Source organism: Mycolicibacterium sp. SMGY-1XX (assembly GCF_059132455.1).
The window spans coordinates 6,162,275-6,176,497 of the sequence record NZ_CP101139.1; the positions used below are offsets into that span (position 1 = coordinate 6,162,275).

The 14,223-nt window shown below is 67.8% G+C and carries 14 protein-coding genes and 1 tRNA gene; 6 read left to right on the forward strand and 9 right to left on the reverse strand.

The window, feature by feature from the left end:
• Positions 1-55 precede the first annotated feature (55 nt).
• The gene (locus NL241_RS29370; protein WP_494395788.1) at positions 56-1,150 is read left to right on the forward strand and encodes a lipase family protein; all 1,095 of its coding nucleotides are present in this window, start codon (positions 56-58) and stop codon (positions 1,148-1,150) included.
• A complete protein-coding gene (locus NL241_RS29375; protein ID WP_494395789.1) occupies positions 1,150-2,409 on the forward strand; it encodes a YibE/F family protein in 1,260 nt (419 codons plus the stop codon). The genes NL241_RS29370 and NL241_RS29375 overlap by 1 nt, the downstream gene beginning before the upstream one ends.
• Here the strand turns inward: NL241_RS29375 and rfbA are convergent.
• The 7 genes from rfbA to NL241_RS29410 form a co-directional block, all read right to left on the reverse strand.
• Positions 2,357-3,226 (reverse strand): glucose-1-phosphate thymidylyltransferase RfbA, encoded by an 870-nt coding sequence (gene rfbA / locus NL241_RS29380; RefSeq protein ID WP_494395790.1) that lies wholly within the window; start codon positions 3,224-3,226, stop codon positions 2,357-2,359. The two genes, NL241_RS29375 and rfbA, sit on opposite strands and share 53 nt — an antisense overlap.
• Positions 3,226-3,567 (reverse strand): nuclear transport factor 2 family protein, encoded by a 342-nt coding sequence (locus NL241_RS29385; protein WP_487694039.1) that lies wholly within the window; start codon positions 3,565-3,567, stop codon positions 3,226-3,228. The genes rfbA and NL241_RS29385 overlap by 1 nt, the downstream gene beginning before the upstream one ends.
• 44 nt (positions 3,568-3,611) lie before the next feature.
• A complete protein-coding gene (locus NL241_RS29390) occupies positions 3,612-4,349 on the reverse strand; it encodes a maleylpyruvate isomerase family mycothiol-dependent enzyme (RefSeq protein WP_487694037.1) in 738 nt (245 codons plus the stop codon).
• A gap of 5 nt (positions 4,350-4,354) precedes the next feature.
• On the reverse strand, positions 4,355-5,680 hold the full coding sequence (locus NL241_RS29395; RefSeq protein ID WP_487694035.1) for a UDP-glucose dehydrogenase family protein: 1,326 nt from the start codon (positions 5,678-5,680) through the stop codon (positions 4,355-4,357).
• Positions 5,681-5,762: 82 nt separating this feature from the next.
• Positions 5,763-7,538, reverse strand: a complete 1,776-nt coding sequence (locus NL241_RS29400) for a DUF7159 family protein (protein ID WP_494395791.1) — start codon at positions 7,536-7,538, stop codon at positions 5,763-5,765.
• Positions 7,539-7,703: 165 nt separating this feature from the next.
• Complete coding sequence (gene dcd, locus NL241_RS29405) at positions 7,704-8,276, reverse strand: dCTP deaminase (protein WP_487694033.1); 573 nt, start codon at positions 8,274-8,276, stop codon at positions 7,704-7,706.
• 108 nt (positions 8,277-8,384) lie between these two features.
• On the reverse strand, positions 8,385-9,497 hold the full coding sequence (locus NL241_RS29410) for a hypothetical protein (RefSeq protein ID WP_494395792.1): 1,113 nt from the start codon (positions 9,495-9,497) through the stop codon (positions 8,385-8,387).
• A 248-nt stretch (positions 9,498-9,745) separates the two neighbouring features.
• Between NL241_RS29410 and NL241_RS29415 the strand changes: the two genes are divergently transcribed.
• Together NL241_RS29415 and NL241_RS29420 are read left to right on the forward strand one after the other, a co-directional pair.
• Positions 9,746-9,819, forward strand: a tRNA-Gly gene (locus tag NL241_RS29415).
• A 186-nt stretch (positions 9,820-10,005) separates the two neighbouring features.
• Positions 10,006-10,491: a TspO/MBR family protein gene (locus NL241_RS29420; RefSeq protein WP_494395793.1), complete on the forward strand. Its 486-nt coding sequence runs from the start codon at positions 10,006-10,008 to the stop codon at positions 10,489-10,491.
• A gap of 18 nt (positions 10,492-10,509) precedes the next feature.
• On the opposite strand, the gene NL241_RS29425 is transcribed toward NL241_RS29420, so the two are convergent.
• On the reverse strand, positions 10,510-11,118 hold the full coding sequence (locus NL241_RS29425; RefSeq protein ID WP_494395794.1) for a TetR/AcrR family transcriptional regulator: 609 nt from the start codon (positions 11,116-11,118) through the stop codon (positions 10,510-10,512).
• Positions 11,119-11,215: 97 nt separating this feature from the next.
• Between NL241_RS29425 and NL241_RS29430 the strand changes: the two genes are divergently transcribed.
• Together NL241_RS29430 and NL241_RS29435 are read left to right on the forward strand one after the other, a co-directional pair.
• Positions 11,216-11,947 carry an SDR family oxidoreductase gene (locus NL241_RS29430; RefSeq protein ID WP_494395795.1) on the forward strand — a complete coding sequence of 244 codons (732 nt, stop codon included), beginning with the start codon at positions 11,216-11,218 and terminating at the stop codon, positions 11,945-11,947.
• Positions 11,944-12,264 (forward strand): DMT family transporter, encoded by a 321-nt coding sequence (locus NL241_RS29435; RefSeq protein ID WP_487694017.1) that lies wholly within the window; start codon positions 11,944-11,946, stop codon positions 12,262-12,264. The genes NL241_RS29430 and NL241_RS29435 overlap by 4 nt, the downstream gene beginning before the upstream one ends.
• 19 nt (positions 12,265-12,283) lie before the next feature.
• On the opposite strand, the gene NL241_RS29440 is transcribed toward NL241_RS29435, so the two are convergent.
• Positions 12,284-14,038, reverse strand: coding sequence for a lipocalin family protein (locus NL241_RS29440; RefSeq protein ID WP_494395796.1), 1,755 nt, complete (start codon positions 14,036-14,038; stop codon positions 12,284-12,286).
• Between the last annotated feature and the right edge of the window lie 185 nt (positions 14,039-14,223).

Genomic DNA, 14,223 nt, shown 5'->3' on the forward strand with positions numbered 1-14,223 from the left:
AATCCTGCTAACTGTCCTCGTTGCTGCTGGGTGCAGCGGATCCGCTTCTCCGTCGGTGACTGCGCCGATCGAGCGGGCTCAGGAACCCATGGCCTACAGCCGGGAGATGCCGGCCATCGCCCCGCAGGACTGGCAGGCACGCGGCCAGGTGATCACCTCCTCCGACGAAACGCCGTTCGACATGTCCGCGCTGCCGCAGGGTTCGTCGGCCACCACCATGGTCTACCGCTCGACATCGGGGATCACCGGCGCACCGACCGTGGTCAGCGGGGCGTTCTTCGTGCCCCCGGGAAACCCGCCCGCCGGCGGCTGGCCGGTGGTCAGCTACGCGCACTTCACCTCGGGAGTGTCGGTGGGGTGCGGTCCCACCGGCGACAAGGAACTCGCCGGCAGCATCAGCTTCGTCGCCGGCATCCTGGACCAGGGCTACGCGGTGGCGTACACCGACTACGTGGGTCTCGGTGACATCGGGTCCGAACCCAAACAGGTGCACCCCTACCTGGAGCCGAAGTCCGCTGCTTTCAACGTGATCGACGCCGTGCGCGCGGCGCGCACGTTCGATTCCGCACTGTCTGACCGCTGGGTCGCGGTGGGCAACTCGCAGGGCGGGCAGGCGGCGTTCGCCACCGCCGAGTACGCCAAGGCCTACGGTGACGGACTCCAACTCCTGGGTGCCGCTGCTGTTGTGCCCGCGCTGGACGTCAGCCAGTTGGGTGACCCCACCACCCTGACCGATGACCAGAAGGCGGTGTTCCCGTTGGTCGTCGCGGGGCTGGCTGCCGTCGATCCCGCGATCATCCCCTCGGACTACCTGCCCGAGGGCTCCGATGAGACGACGACGTGCGCACCGGGCAAGGTGGAGCCCAAAGAGGCGTCCCCCGAAGCGATCAGCCGTCTGACCGACCGGTTGGCGTCCTACGCACTGCCGCAGTTGCCGACACCGGTGCCGATCGCGGTGTACTACGGCGGCGTCGACAAGCTGGTGCTGCCGGAGTGGACCGAGGCGGCCGTGCGGCGCGCCTGCGATCTCGGCGACACCATCGAGGCCACCCGTATCGACGACGGCGGCCATGATCTGAATCCCGGTGAGCCCATGACCAACTGGATCGCCGCCCGATTCGCCGGCGAGCCCGCCCCCTCCAACTGCTGATGACGCACGGTCATTCGCACTCGCATTCCTCGAGCGGGCCCGCTCCCCTGGGACCGCTGGCAGCCCGCATCGTGGTGGGTCTGCTCATCGTCATCGGGGTGGCGGTGGTGGCGGGTGCGGTGGTGCTGTGGCCCAGCCAGCAGAAGGTGGACATCCCGCTGCCGTTCCAGGACGCCACGGGCGGGGCCGTCACCACCGAGGCCGGCCAGGTGGTGTCGACGGCGCTCGGCAACTGTGGCAGCCCGTCAGCCGGTCAGGTGTTGACATCGGCCCCGTTGCCCGGCCTGCCGGATGCCGGTGAATGCGTGCAGTCGGTGGTGGCCATCGATTCCGGTTCCAATGCCGGCGCCACCACCGTCCTGGAGTTCACCCTCACCCCAGGCCAGCCCAATCTGTCTGCGGGCGAAGACATCCGGATCATCCGCGCTGTCGACCAACAGGGTGCGACGACGTACGCCTTCTTCGATTACGAGCGCACCTGGCCGTTGGCGGGACTGGCGCTGGCCTTCGCCGTGATCGTCGTCGCCGTGGCCCGCTGGCGCGGCCTGCGCGCGCTGATCGGCATCGTGGTCGCCTTCGCCGTTCTGGTGGTGTTCCTGTTACCCGCCCTGCGGGACGGCGCTCCCGCGGTGCCGGTGTCGTTGGTGGCCTCGGCGGCGATCCTCTACGCGGTCATCTATCTGGCGCACGGGGTGAGCCTGCGGACATCGGCGGCGCTGCTGGGCACCCTGACGTCGCTGCTGATGGCCGCGGTGTTGAGTTGGGCGGCAATCGAACTGGCCCAGCTCACCGGGCTGTCGGAGGACCAGAACAACGAGGTGGCCGCCTACCTGGGCCACGTGTCGATCACCGGGCTGCTGCTGGCCGGGTTCATCATCGGTTCCCTGGGTGTGCTCAACGACGTCACCGTCACCCAGGCCTCGACCGCCTTCGAATTGGCTGCTATCGAGAACACCTCGCGGCGCGCCGTTTTCGTGGGCGCCATGCGGGTGGGCCGCGACCACATCGCCAGTACCGTCTACACCCTGGTGCTGGCGTACGCCGGCAGTTCACTGCCGCTGCTGCTGTTGTTCAGCGTTGCGGGCCGGTCCTTGTCGGACGTGCTGACCAGTGAGAGCGTGGCCATCGAGATCGCCCGCTCGGCGGTGGGCGGTATCGCTCTGGCGCTGTCGGTGCCACTGACCACGGCCATCGCCGCGGTGCTGGCTACCCCTGGCGCCCCAGCAGCTCCAGCAGGTAACCGCCATAGCCGGACTTGACCAGCGTCTCGGCCCGCTGGGCCAGGTGCTGGTCGTCGATGAAGCCCATGCGCCACGCCACCTCTTCGGGGATGGAGATCTTCAGGCCCTGCCTGCGTTCGATGGTGCGCACGTAATCACTGGCGTCCAACAGGGAATCGAAGGTGCCGGTGTCCAGCCAGGCGGTGCCGCGGGCCAGCACCTCGACGGTCAGCCGGCCCTGGTTCAGGTAGTGCTGGTTGATCTCGGTGATCTCGTATTCGCCTCGGGCTGAGGGCTTCAGGCCCCGGGCGATGTCGACGACGTCGTTGCCGTAGAAGTACAGCCCCGGCACGGCATAGTGGGACTTCGGGGTGGCGGGCTTTTCCTCGAGCGAGAGGGCCACACCGTCGGCGCTGAACTCCACGACTCCGTACGCCGACGGGTCGGCCACCCAGTAGGCGAAGATGGCGCCGCCGTCCACACGGGAGAACCGGCTCAGGCTGGTGCCCAGGCCGGGGCCGTAGAAGATGTTGTCGCCCAACGCCAATGCCACCGAATCGGTGCCGATGTGCCGGGCACCGATGACAAACGCCTGCGCCAACCCGTCGGGCTTGTCCTGCACGGCGTAGGTCAGGCTGATCCCGAACGCCGAGCCGTCGCCGAGCAACCGCTGGAAGGCCGGCGCATCCTCGCTGGTGGTGATCACCAGGATGTCGCGGATCCCGGCCATCATCAGGGTGGACAGCGGGTAGTAGATCAGCGGCTTGTCGTACACCGGCAGCAGCTGCTTACTGGCACCCAGGGTGATCGGGTACAGCCGCGTGCCGGATCCTCCGGCGAGGATGATGCCGCGCATCAGGCGTCCAGGTCGTCCTCGGTCAGGTCGGTGGCCTTCAGGGCCGACGCCAGGTCGGGATGCCGGAACACCGACGTCACCTGGTCGTGCACCACCCGGAACGCCGAGGCACCCGTGCTCTGCTCGGCAACCACCACGCCGTCGCGGACGTAGAGGCGACCCACGGTGACGTTCTGGGAGAACCCCTGCGCCCACTCCTGCAGCGCCTCCAGCCCCTGGGCGGCACCGTGCGCGTCACCGATCTCGATATCGTCGCTGGACAGGTCGACCAGAGTGCTGAGGTCTTTGGCGTTGAGGGCGTCGTGCCAGGCGAGGACGGTGGCGATCTCGGATGTGCTCATGATGTGCAACCTACCTTCGGCGGCGGGTCAGAAGGCCACGCGGTTCAGAAAGCGACGTGGTCCACCCAGGACTGCCACACCGTCTCGTCGCCGAAGGTCAGGATGGCCGATTCCTGGCGGGGACGTCGCCTGGTCAACGCCAGCAGCAGGTCGGTGGCGGTGCCGCGCAGCGCGACGCTGCCCTTACCGTGCTCGAACCTCCACGACACCACGTCTCCCCGGCGGGTCAGCGTCCACTCGCCGTCGTCGCCCAGCCCGTCGTCGGTGGCGTGCAGGTGGATCGAGTCTCCGTCGCGCAGTGCGGTCTTCGCCTGCTCGGTGTGCACCACGATGTCGAGCCATTCGCCTATGGCGTCGGCGGCCAGCGCGGGTGCCACCTGGAAAGGCCGTCGCAGCGCCAGCGCCGCATCGGCACGGTGCACCAGCACCTCGTGCAGGCGTCGGCGGGTCCACCAGGCCGCAGGCCGGGAACCGATGAATGTCCACACCGGCGCTTCACCGTCGCGGTTCACCGCGTCGACCAGCTTCCGTGCGCCCTCATGCAACCAGGCGGTTTCCTGCCCCTCCGGCGGCTTGCCGTCGGGAACCGCGCGCGGGTCCAGTCCCTCGGTGGCACCGTCGAGCACCATCTGGGCGGCCCACCGGTTTCCGCGGCCCACGTGGCGAAACAACTGCTGCAGCGTCCACCCGGGGCAGGTCGGCACGTCGGTGGCGGGGTCACCCGCCGCAACCACCGCTCCGAAAGCTTCCGTCTCGGCCAGGAATTCCGCAGCGAAGTCCACGCAGGTCAGGCTACGCGCCTACCCAGGCAGTGCACCTGCCAACCGGCGGCACTCCACCGGGAGATGTCCAGGCAGTTGCGCGCATCGACCACCACCTTGGCCCGAGTGGTGCCGGCCAGCGTCGCCGGGTCCAGGTCCACGAACTCCTGCCACTCCGTGAGGACTAGCACCGCATCGGCGCGATCGCAGGCCTCTAGCACCGACGTCGCGTAATTGAGTGTGGGAAACAGCTTGCGCGAGTTGTCCACGGCTTGAGGGTCGTACACGTTCACCGTCGCGCCGTGCAATTGCAGCATGCCGGCGACGTTGAGGGCGGGTGAGTCGCGCACGTCATCGGATTCCGGTTTGAACGCCGCACCCAGCACCGCGATGTTGGCGCCCAACAACGAGCCTCCGCATGCGGCGGTGGCCAGTTCCACCACCCGGGTGCGCCGGCGCATGTTGATGCTGTCGACCTCACGCAGGAACGTCAGCGCCTGGTTGGCGCCGAGTTCGCCGGCGCGTGCCATGAAAGCCCGGATGTCTTTCGGAAGGCAGCCACCGCCGAAACCCAAGCCCGCGTTCAGGAATCGACGCCCGATGCGCTCGTCGTAACCCAACGCGTCAGCCAGGACGGTGACGTCGGCGTCGGCGGCTTCGCAGACTTCCGACATCGCGTTGATGAACGAGATCTTGGTGGCCAGGAAGGCGTTGGCGGCGACCTTGACCAGTTCGGCGGTCTGCAGGTCGGACACCAGGAACGGCACACCGTTGGCGAGGATCGGTGCGTACAGTTCGCGCAGTGCCGCCTCGGCCCGCACCGACCCCGCCTGCACTCCGAGCACGATCCGGTCGGGCGCCAGCGTGTCGGTCACGGCGTGACCTTCCCGCAGGAACTCCGGGTTCCATGCGATCTCGACGTCGATATCGTTGGGTGCCAGCGCCTTTGCCCGCTGCGCCAGCTCGGCCGCGGTGCCCACCGGCACGGTGGACTTGCCGGCGATCACCGCCGAGCGGATCAGCCGTGGCACCAGTTCGTCCACCACGGAGTACACGTGCCGCAGGTCGGCGCCGTACTCACCCTTCTTCTGCGGCGTGCCGACACCGAGGAAGTGCAGATCGGCAAACGCCGCCGCCTCGTCGTAATCCGTGGTGAACCGCAACCGCCCGGCGTTGATGTTGTCGCGCAACATCTTTCCCAGCCCGGGTTCGTAGAACGGAACCTCACCGGCGGCCAGTTTGGCGATCTTGCCCGGGTCGACGTCCACCCCCAGCACGTCGTGACCCAGTTCGGCCATGCCCGCGGCGTGGGTCGCGCCGAGGTAGCCGGTGCCGATGACAGTGCAACGCATACCAGCATTTACCCCGGCGCGGGTGACCTAACCGCGTCGCGACTCTGAGCAGAGCACGAACAGGACGTGACCGTTGGGCGAGTTATCCGCCGTCGCCGAAGGGCCACAACGGCAGGATGCCGTCGCCGCCACCGCCGCCGAAGCCGCCGTCGCCACCGCGACCCGAACCGCCGTCGCCGCCGCGGCCCGAACCACCCGAGCCGGAGTCACCGCGCGAGCCACTCGAGCTCTCCGAGCCACCCGATCCGGGCCACTGCGGCAGCTGAGGCAACTGGATCTGCGGGACCTGCGGAACCTCCGGGACCGACGGTTTCTGCGGGGCCTGCGGCACCGTCGGGACGGTGATCACGGGCGCGCTGGGCTCTTTGGTCTGCGTGGGCTTCGGCTGCTGAGTCTGCGTCGGCTGGGGCCGCCACGGCGGCGTCCAGTCGTCGTCATCGTCGTCTCTGCTGGGCGGCGTCCAGTCCGGCCAGTTGTTCTGCGGCTGCTGTTCCCACGGGGGGCGGAAGATCGACGGCAGCCGGGGGGCGGGCAGCTGGATGATCGGCGGCGGCAACACCACGGCCGGCGGCACCACCGGGGCCACCACCGGCGGAGCAGCCGGAGCCGGCGCCGGGGCCGGGGCCGCCGGAGCAGGAGCAGGCGCGGCCGGGGCAGCGGGGGCCGGGGCCGCCGGCTTCTCGACATACACCGTGCGAGGCGGCGCCTGGGGTTGCGGCGCTTCCTGGACCACGGGCACCGGAGCCTGGATGGTTTCCGGAGGCGGCGCGGGGGCCGGCGGCACTGCCGCTTCGGGAACGGCGGGTAGCGCCTCGGGAGCCTGGGTGGGCACGATGACGCTTTCGGCGGGGCTGGGCCGCTGATCCACGGTCGGACGGATGCTGACCGCCAGCGAGATCACCAACGCGGTGACGCCGAGGACGAAGATCGACGTCAGCGCGCTGCCGACGAGCAGGAACGGCTTGCGGCCCTGCTGCTGTTCGGCCGGCTTCTCGGGCTCGTCGTAGATCGGGAAGACCTGCGAGTCCGGGTCGGCCTCGCTGTAGGCCAGCGCAGCCGGGGCGCCGGTGTACCCGATGCCGGCGGCCTGCGTGACGTCGGCGGCGGCCATGCCCGCCAGCGCGGCGCCGGCGGTGGTGCCGTCGACGCCGTCCTGCGAGTACGCCAGACCGACGGTCGAAGCCTCGAACAGCGGCGCATTGGCACTGGCCAGCGCCGCGCCGCGGGCCAGGGCGACTTCGGGCTCATCAGGGGCGTTCACCGGGAGCGATGTCGCCGACTCCAACTGCAGCTTGATGGCACCCACGCTGACGCCCGAGCCCACCACGAAGACACCCTGCGGCGGCGATTCGAGCGATTCCAGCCCGGCGACCATGGACGCGAGCTCGGCCACCGCATCGGTGGTGTGCAGGTCGTGGCTCTGCACCTTGACGATGGAGCCGTCTGAGGTCTCGACCACCGAGAGCGTGGCGGTGTTGCGTTCCAGGAACAACAGCGCGGTGCGCTCGTAGCCGACAGCGGCGCCCACCGCCTGGGCCAGCGCGCCCGCGGCATGCAACTCCGAGACGAGCATGACGTCGTCGATCTTGCGCGACGTCAGGGCGTCGCGAAGTGCGGCGGCTTCGGCGTGATCACGCCATGTGACGCCGGTGGCGACGAGACGGTGGCCGCCCTCGACAGCGCTTTCCCTGGTGCCCAGAATCGCGGCGACAACCTGGTCCGGCGCGGTTGCCGAAGGGTTGTCGGCGGGGATGTCGAACACGTCGTGATCGACTGTCACACCGTCGGCTTTTTCGCCTTCGACCAGCACCATACGGACCGTCGTCGGTGTCATGGACACACCAAGTACGATGTCCACTACCCCTCCAAAACTATTTGCTGTGACGGGCTCGACAACCCCGTTCGGGCACGTCACCATTGCTGCCAGCTAGATGTTTCATCGGCTAACCATCCGCTGGCGTTACAGCGTGTGCGAATTAGCTGAGCACCCCGTTGCCCCGCGGTTCCAGACTACGCGCCGAGCTCAATCCCGCTTGCCGAAATTCAGGTAGGACCGCGACGGGGTGGGCCCGCGTTGGCCCTGGTATTTGGATCCGACCTGCGCGCTGCCGTAGGGATGCTCGGCCGGGCTGGTCAGCCGCAGCAGGCACAGCTGACCGATCTTCATCCCGGGCCACAGCGTGATCGGCAGGTTGGCCACATTCGACAGCTCGAGGGTGATGTGCCCACTGAAGCCGGGATCGATGAAGCCGGCCGTCGAATGCGTCAGCAGCCCGAGCCGCCCCAGCGACGACTTGCCTTCCAGCCGGCCTGCCAGATCGTCGGGCAGCGTGCAGAGCTCGAGGGTGGAGCCGAGCACGAACTCTCCCGGGTGCAGGACGAACGGCTCCCCCTGGGCGGGTTCCACCAGGCTGGTCAGATCGTCCTGGCGCTGCGCCGGGTCGATGTGGGTGTAGCGCAGGTTGTTGAAGACCCGGAACAGGTTGTCCAGCCGCACATCGACGCTGGACGGCTGCACCATCGAGTCGTCGAACGGGTCGATGCCCAGGCGGCCGGAGGCGATTTCAGCGCGGATGTCGCGGTCAGAAAGCAGCACGCGACGAGCGTATCGGCCCTGGTGCTGACATATCTGCCCACGTCCGGTTCGACGAAAAAGCACGTCAGGCGCCTGCGCTTCCGCAGACGCCTGACGTGCTGGTGAGTACTAGTCGCTGTCGCTCTTGTCGGCCTTGTCGCTCTTGTCGGCCTTCTCGGACTTGTCGTCGCTCTTCGAGGTCTCGGTCTTGTCGGCCTTGTCAGCCTTGTCCGCGTCGTCGGACTTTGTTTCCTTTTCGGTCTCCGCGGACTCGTCCGAAGCGGCCTCGCGGCCGGCGCCGGTGAGCCTCTTCACGGTCGCATCCAGGTCGTCGCCGAAGTCCTGGAGGCTCTTGCGGATGTCGATGCCGGTCGGCTTCTCGGAGACCGTCTCGCCGTCCTCGACTTCAGCTTCCTCGACCGCGACGATCTCCGTTTCCACAACCGGTTCCTCGACGGACCCCAGGGATGCTTCGACAACCTCGCTGGTCTCAGCTGCGCCCTCGGACTCCTCTTCCGTGGCGGCGGCGTCGAGGGTGAGCGTGAAGAACTCGTTGTCGGGCACGCCGTCGTCCTCGACGACGGTGACGTTGCGGTCGGCGGGCCACTGGCCCCACGGGGTGAGCAGACCCGGAGCGGCCTGACGGGGCGCGTCGGGGTCACCGGTGAGCAGTGGGCCCAGATCGCCGTAGCCACCGTTGAGGAACGCCTCGATGATCTTGACCGGCGCGTTGAGCAGGGCCAGGTTCTGTCCGAGGCGGTCCCCGGCCATGCCGGCGTAGTAGTAGTCCTGGTGCACCGCGCCGGTGGCACCGAAGGCGCTCAGGAACGGGCCGACAACCCGGGCAAAAGCGTATTGGACGGCCTCGGGCAGGTCCTCACGAATCTGGTCGCCGTACTGCGGGAACACCTGAGCCACCGCGTCCGCCACGGCATAGTTGAACGGGCCGACCACCAGCGGCGCCACCGGCGCGAGCAGTGCCGCGGCGACCAGGCTGTGGTTCCAGGGCGTGAGGTTGATGTCGGCCCACTGTTCGACAACGCGGTCGAAGATCGCCGGAGTGTCGTACTGGAGGGCGTGGATGCTCTCCTGGACGGCCTGGACGGCGCCCGTGGCCAGGATCTGCAGAGCGCTGGCCAGCACCACGGGCTCGATCTCGGCGGTCACCACCCGAGGGGCGGAGTTGACGAAGGCAGCGGGTGCGGCGACGGTCACGTCCTCGAGCGGCGTGGGAGCCGGCACCGTGGCAAAGGCGATGGCTCCAGCGCCCGCCAGCGCTACGCCCGCTTTGACAGACCGATGAAACCTGTTGTACGCCATACCTTCTGGACTCCGATGCATTTGCTGTGACGCGGACCAGCGAAGTCTAGCCGACGGCTGAGCTGAATTGGGGGCTACCTTTCAGGCTTTACACAGGTTCCCCAGCGCCGCCCCGCAACCGGCCCCGGTCGGGCTCGGGCGCCGGGAATGCTAATCTCTCTAGCCACACCGCCGATGTAGTTCAATGGCAGAACATCAGCTTCCCAAGCTGAATACGCGGGTTCGATTCCCGTCATCGGCTCCACATATTCCCAGCGACTCTGACGCTGGTCGCTATTGAATCTCCGCGTGCGCCGACCTCTTTGCGCACCGCTCGCTTCCCCATCTGACCCGGCCGCGTCGACCCGCGGGGCACGCGCGTCCAGAACCCCCGCCGCATCGCCGCGTACTATTATTTCAGTTACTTAACTAACTCGGCGATGGGAGCTCCATGCACCTCAAGACACTGGTTCCGTCAGCACTGGCCGTCACGGCCACTGCTGTCATCGGTGGGCTGGCCAGCCGACCCGCGCAGTCATCGTGGTTCGCAGCGTTGAAGAAGCCGTCGTATCAACCACCGCGCCAGGCGTTCCCGATCGTGTGGCCCGCGCTGTACGCCGACATCGCGGCGGTCTCGTCGGCCACGCTCGACGAACTGGAGCGACAGGGCCGCCTCGAGGAACGCCGTGACTACACCCGGGCGCTGGCCGCCAACCTCGTCCTCAACGCCAGTTGGTCGTGGTTGTTCTTCAACCGACGGCTGCTGGGGACATCGGCGATTGCCGCGGCCGCGCTCGCTGCCAGCAGCGCCGACTTGACCCGTCGCGCCGTCGCCGTACGGGGCGCGACGGCAGCCCCGCTGGCTCTGTATCCGGCGTGGTGCACCTTCGCCACCGCGCTGTCCACCCACATCTGGTTCTTGAACCGCGGACGGTAGAACCCAGACGCGGCCCGCTCAGGTTCTCCCCACCACCGCAGACCAGGCGGCGATCGCCCCCTCGGCGATCGCCGACAACTTCTCCCGGTCCGCGCCGTCGCGCGCCTGTAGCGCCATCCCGTGGTTCACGGTGTTGTAGAACGCTGCGATCGCGCGCGCGTCGGCGTCTGCGGGCACATCGCCTTCGGCGATGCCGCGTCGGATGCGTTCCTCGAAATCGCGCTCGGTGGCCAGCCGCCACTCGGACAGATGCGCGTATACGTCCTGGGTGCGTTCGGTGGCCGTCGTCGCCGACAACACGATCAGGCACCCAGGCGGTTTGCCGGGTTCGATGAAGGCAGTCACGTTGTGGCGCAAGAACTCTGCGATGCCGTCGGCAGCCGTCACCGCGTCGCGCAAGGCTGCCAGCCCCGCCGCGCCCTCGGTGTTGTTGTAATGCGCGACGGCCTCGCGGAACAGCTGCTCCTTGCTGCCGAATGCCGCGTACAGGCTCGGTGAGTTGATCTGCATGGCCGACGTGAGGTCGGTCATCGACGTGCCTTCGTACCCGTGCAGCCAGAACTGCTCCATGGCGCGGTGCAGCGCCTGGTCTCGGTCGAAAGTCCGGGGCCGGCCACGTCCAGCCATGCCGACCCCTTTCTGTAACGAACGACACGAATACCTATTGACAGATGATAGTCGCGGCCATAAATATGTAGTGACCGATACATAAATGGAGGTGGACATGACCGAGCTGACCGGCAAGGTGGCCCTGGTGACCGGCGGCAGTCGAGGCGTCGGCGCCGCAGTCGCCCAGGCACTGGCCGAACAGGGAGCCGACGTCGCAATCACCTACGCCAACTCAGCCGAACGCGCCGACGCGGTGGTCGAGAAGCTGGCGACCCGGGGCATCGCCATCAAGGCGGACAGCGCCGACCCGCAGGACATCACGAACGCCGTGCACCAGACCGCGGCCACGCTCGGCGGCCTCGACATCCTGGTGAACAACGCCGGCGTCTTTCCTTCGGGCCCCATCGAAGAGACCCCGCTGGAGGACGTCGACCGCACCCTCGCCATCCATGCCCGCGCCGTCTACCTCGCCAGTCAGGCTGCGCTGCAACACATGCCGACCGGTGGCCGCATCATCAGCATCGGCAGCAACCTCGCCGAGCGAGTGCCGTTCGCCGGCGTCACGCTGTACGCGATGAGCAAGTCGGCGCTCATCGGGTTCACCCGCGGACTGGCCCGCGACGTCGGTGACCGCGGCATCACGGTCAACCTGGTCCAACCGGGTTCCACCGACACCGATATGAATCCGGCCGACGGCCCGAGCGCCGACCATCAGCGCACGCTCAGCGCCCTGGGCAGCTACGCCCAGCCGGCCGACGTCGCCGCGACGGTGGCGTTCCTGGCCGGTCCCGGCGGCCGCACCATCACCGGTTCCGTCCTGACGGTGGACGGCGGTACCAACGCATGACGGCCTGGATCATCCTGATCATCGCGGGCCTGCTCGAAGTGGTATGGGCGGTCGCGCTCAAGCAATCCGACGGGTTCACCAAACTCTGGCCCAGCGTGATCGCCATCGGCGGCGCGGTCACGAGTTTCGGGCTGCTGGCCGTCGCGCTGCGAAACCTCCCCGCGGGCACCGGTTATGCGGTGTGGGTGGGCATCGGAGCCGTCGGAGTCGCCATCGCGGGCATGGTCGCCTTCGGCGATGCCGTCACGACGAGTCGAATCATGTTCCTGAGCCTCGTCGTGGCCGGCATCGTCGGCCTTCGATTCGTGGAAGGGTGAACTCGCTCAGTAGCGGGTTTCACACCGAGATCGCGGCCGGGGCCTCTGCCCCGGGTTGCCGGGTCCGGGTGATCCATCCCCAGATCCCCTGCACGGAAGCCCTGTTCAACAACTCCTGATAGAGCTCGTCGGAAACAACCGGGCTCCGACTGAGCAGGAAACCGCTGAATCCGGTGGGGTCGCTGACGATGGCCCACTGGTAGTCAGGGTCCAGATCGACGATCCAGTAGTTACCCGGCGGGCTGTCGGACGCGGGGCCGAAGAACGTCACGTTGAGTTTGTTGTTCACCGTGTCGACCGGCAGCGCTACACCGACGATGCGGGACGACGGACCGTTGTTGACGAAGTAGTTCCCGGAGTTCTCCACCCGTACCGAGCCGTCGGGGTTGAGGCTGTACACCGCTTTGGTGTTCACCAGGCCCAGCGAGAAGAACTGCTTGACGCTGCCCACCTCGTACCAGGTGCCGAGGTAGCGGTTCAGGTCGACGATCGGCGCCGGAGCCAGCACCACGCCGGCGGCGTCACCGAGGACGAGGTACTGATCCGGCGCACCGTAGATGCCGGTGCCATCGGTTGGGCCCAGACCCTGGTAGAGGTCGGAGATCCAGCCGTTGGCCAACGTGTAGACCGCTGCGGTGTTGCCGGGCGGGGAGAATCGCGTGAACAACTGCGCGAAGAAGTCGACGATCAGGTTGCCCCCGATCAGAGCGTCGGCATGTGACCCGTTGACCAGGGTGACACCGACGAACTGACCCGGGCGGGCAGCCACCAGAGCATCGGTGGTGGCGCCGAAGGCATTCCAGGCCTGCGGCGGCGCGGCGATCTGGTACACGGGGATGTCACCGAGGCCGTCCAGCGCGCTGTCCAAGTCGCGGGATACGCCGTCGAACATCACCACGCCCCGCAGCCGGCGCTGGTTGGGATTGGTGGCGTAGAAGCCGCCCACCGCGGCAGCGAACCCTCCGCCGGCGGAATGGCCGGCGAGAATGAACTGCTCCGGCAGGGTGCCCTGGTAGCCGGCCGCGATGGCGCTGGTGTTCAAGGCCTCTTGGCTACCGTCGAACATGGTGGCCACGGCTTGCTGCATGTCGGAGTCGTTGAGCGAGCAACCCGAGCAGCCGAAGGGAAACGACGGTACGTTGGGCGCGACAACCACGCTGTTCGTCTGTTGCGACAGCGATTTCGCCAAGGCCGAGTACCACGATTTGTCACCCAGGAAGCTGTGCTGCAACCAGATGACGCCGGTTGCGGCCACGGAGCCGTCGGCCTGGGTCGGGAAATACCAGTCGGCGGCGGTGGTGAAACCGTTGTTGCCCAATGGGATCGTCAGTGACGAGTGACCGGCGCGGACGCCCGTCACGGGTGCGGGCGCCGGGGATGCGGCCAGTGCTCCCGGTGCGGTGGGCGAAGGGGTCGGCGCAGTCACCGTCGGAGCCACCGGCGGCGTCGACTGCACCGGTGTGCGCAACCGATGCGGCGCTGCCCGTTCGGTACGCGCGTAGCTCACCGACTTCCGTTCGACGCCTGGCTCGGCGCCGGTGTCGTCGATGACGATGGTGCGGCGGCCGTCTTTGCGAGTGGGCTCGCCGTCGGCGCTGTGGCGCCGTTGGAGCGTGACCTTCGCGCTGTCGTCGGTGCGCGACGGCGTGGACACATGGTCGGCGGCGTCATCGTTGTCGTTGTCGTTGTTGTCGTTGTCACGGCTGGTCGCGTCGGATCGATCGGTCGCCGGCGAGGAGGCGCGGTCGCCCGCGCTGTCGTCGGAAGCTGACACCGAAGTCGAACTGGCGGCGCCCTCCGGCTCAGCCTGAGCGAGGCCGGATCCAGCAGTCAGTGCTATGCAGGCGCCTGCCCCCAACGCACCCAACCAAAGTGCCCACCGTCGCGACGTCACGGCAGGAATCTAACGCCCACCGGGATGACCTGGAGAATATTGGCGCAGACGTCAGCACAACGTCA

Coding starts and splice junctions, on each gene's coding strand:
- NL241_RS29430 (WP_494395795.1), top strand. CDS start 11,216: ATGACCGAGCTGACCGGCAAGGTGGCCCTGGTGACCGGCGGCAGTCGA.
- NL241_RS29435 (WP_487694017.1), top strand. CDS start 11,944: ATGACGGCCTGGATCATCCTGATCATCGCGGGCCTGCTCGAAGTGGTA.
- NL241_RS29420 (WP_494395793.1), top strand. CDS start 10,006: ATGCACCTCAAGACACTGGTTCCGTCAGCACTGGCCGTCACGGCCACT.
- NL241_RS29395 (WP_487694035.1), bottom strand. CDS start 5,680: ATGCGTTGCACTGTCATCGGCACCGGCTACCTCGGCGCGACCCACGCC.
- NL241_RS29385 (WP_487694039.1), bottom strand. CDS start 3,567: ATGAGCACATCCGAGATCGCCACCGTCCTCGCCTGGCACGACGCCCTC.
- rfbA (WP_494395790.1), bottom strand. CDS start 3,226: ATGCGCGGCATCATCCTCGCCGGAGGATCCGGCACGCGGCTGTACCCG.
- NL241_RS29425 (WP_494395794.1), bottom strand. CDS start 11,118: ATGGCTGGACGTGGCCGGCCCCGGACTTTCGACCGAGACCAGGCGCTG.
- NL241_RS29375 (WP_494395789.1), top strand. CDS start 1,150: ATGACGCACGGTCATTCGCACTCGCATTCCTCGAGCGGGCCCGCTCCC.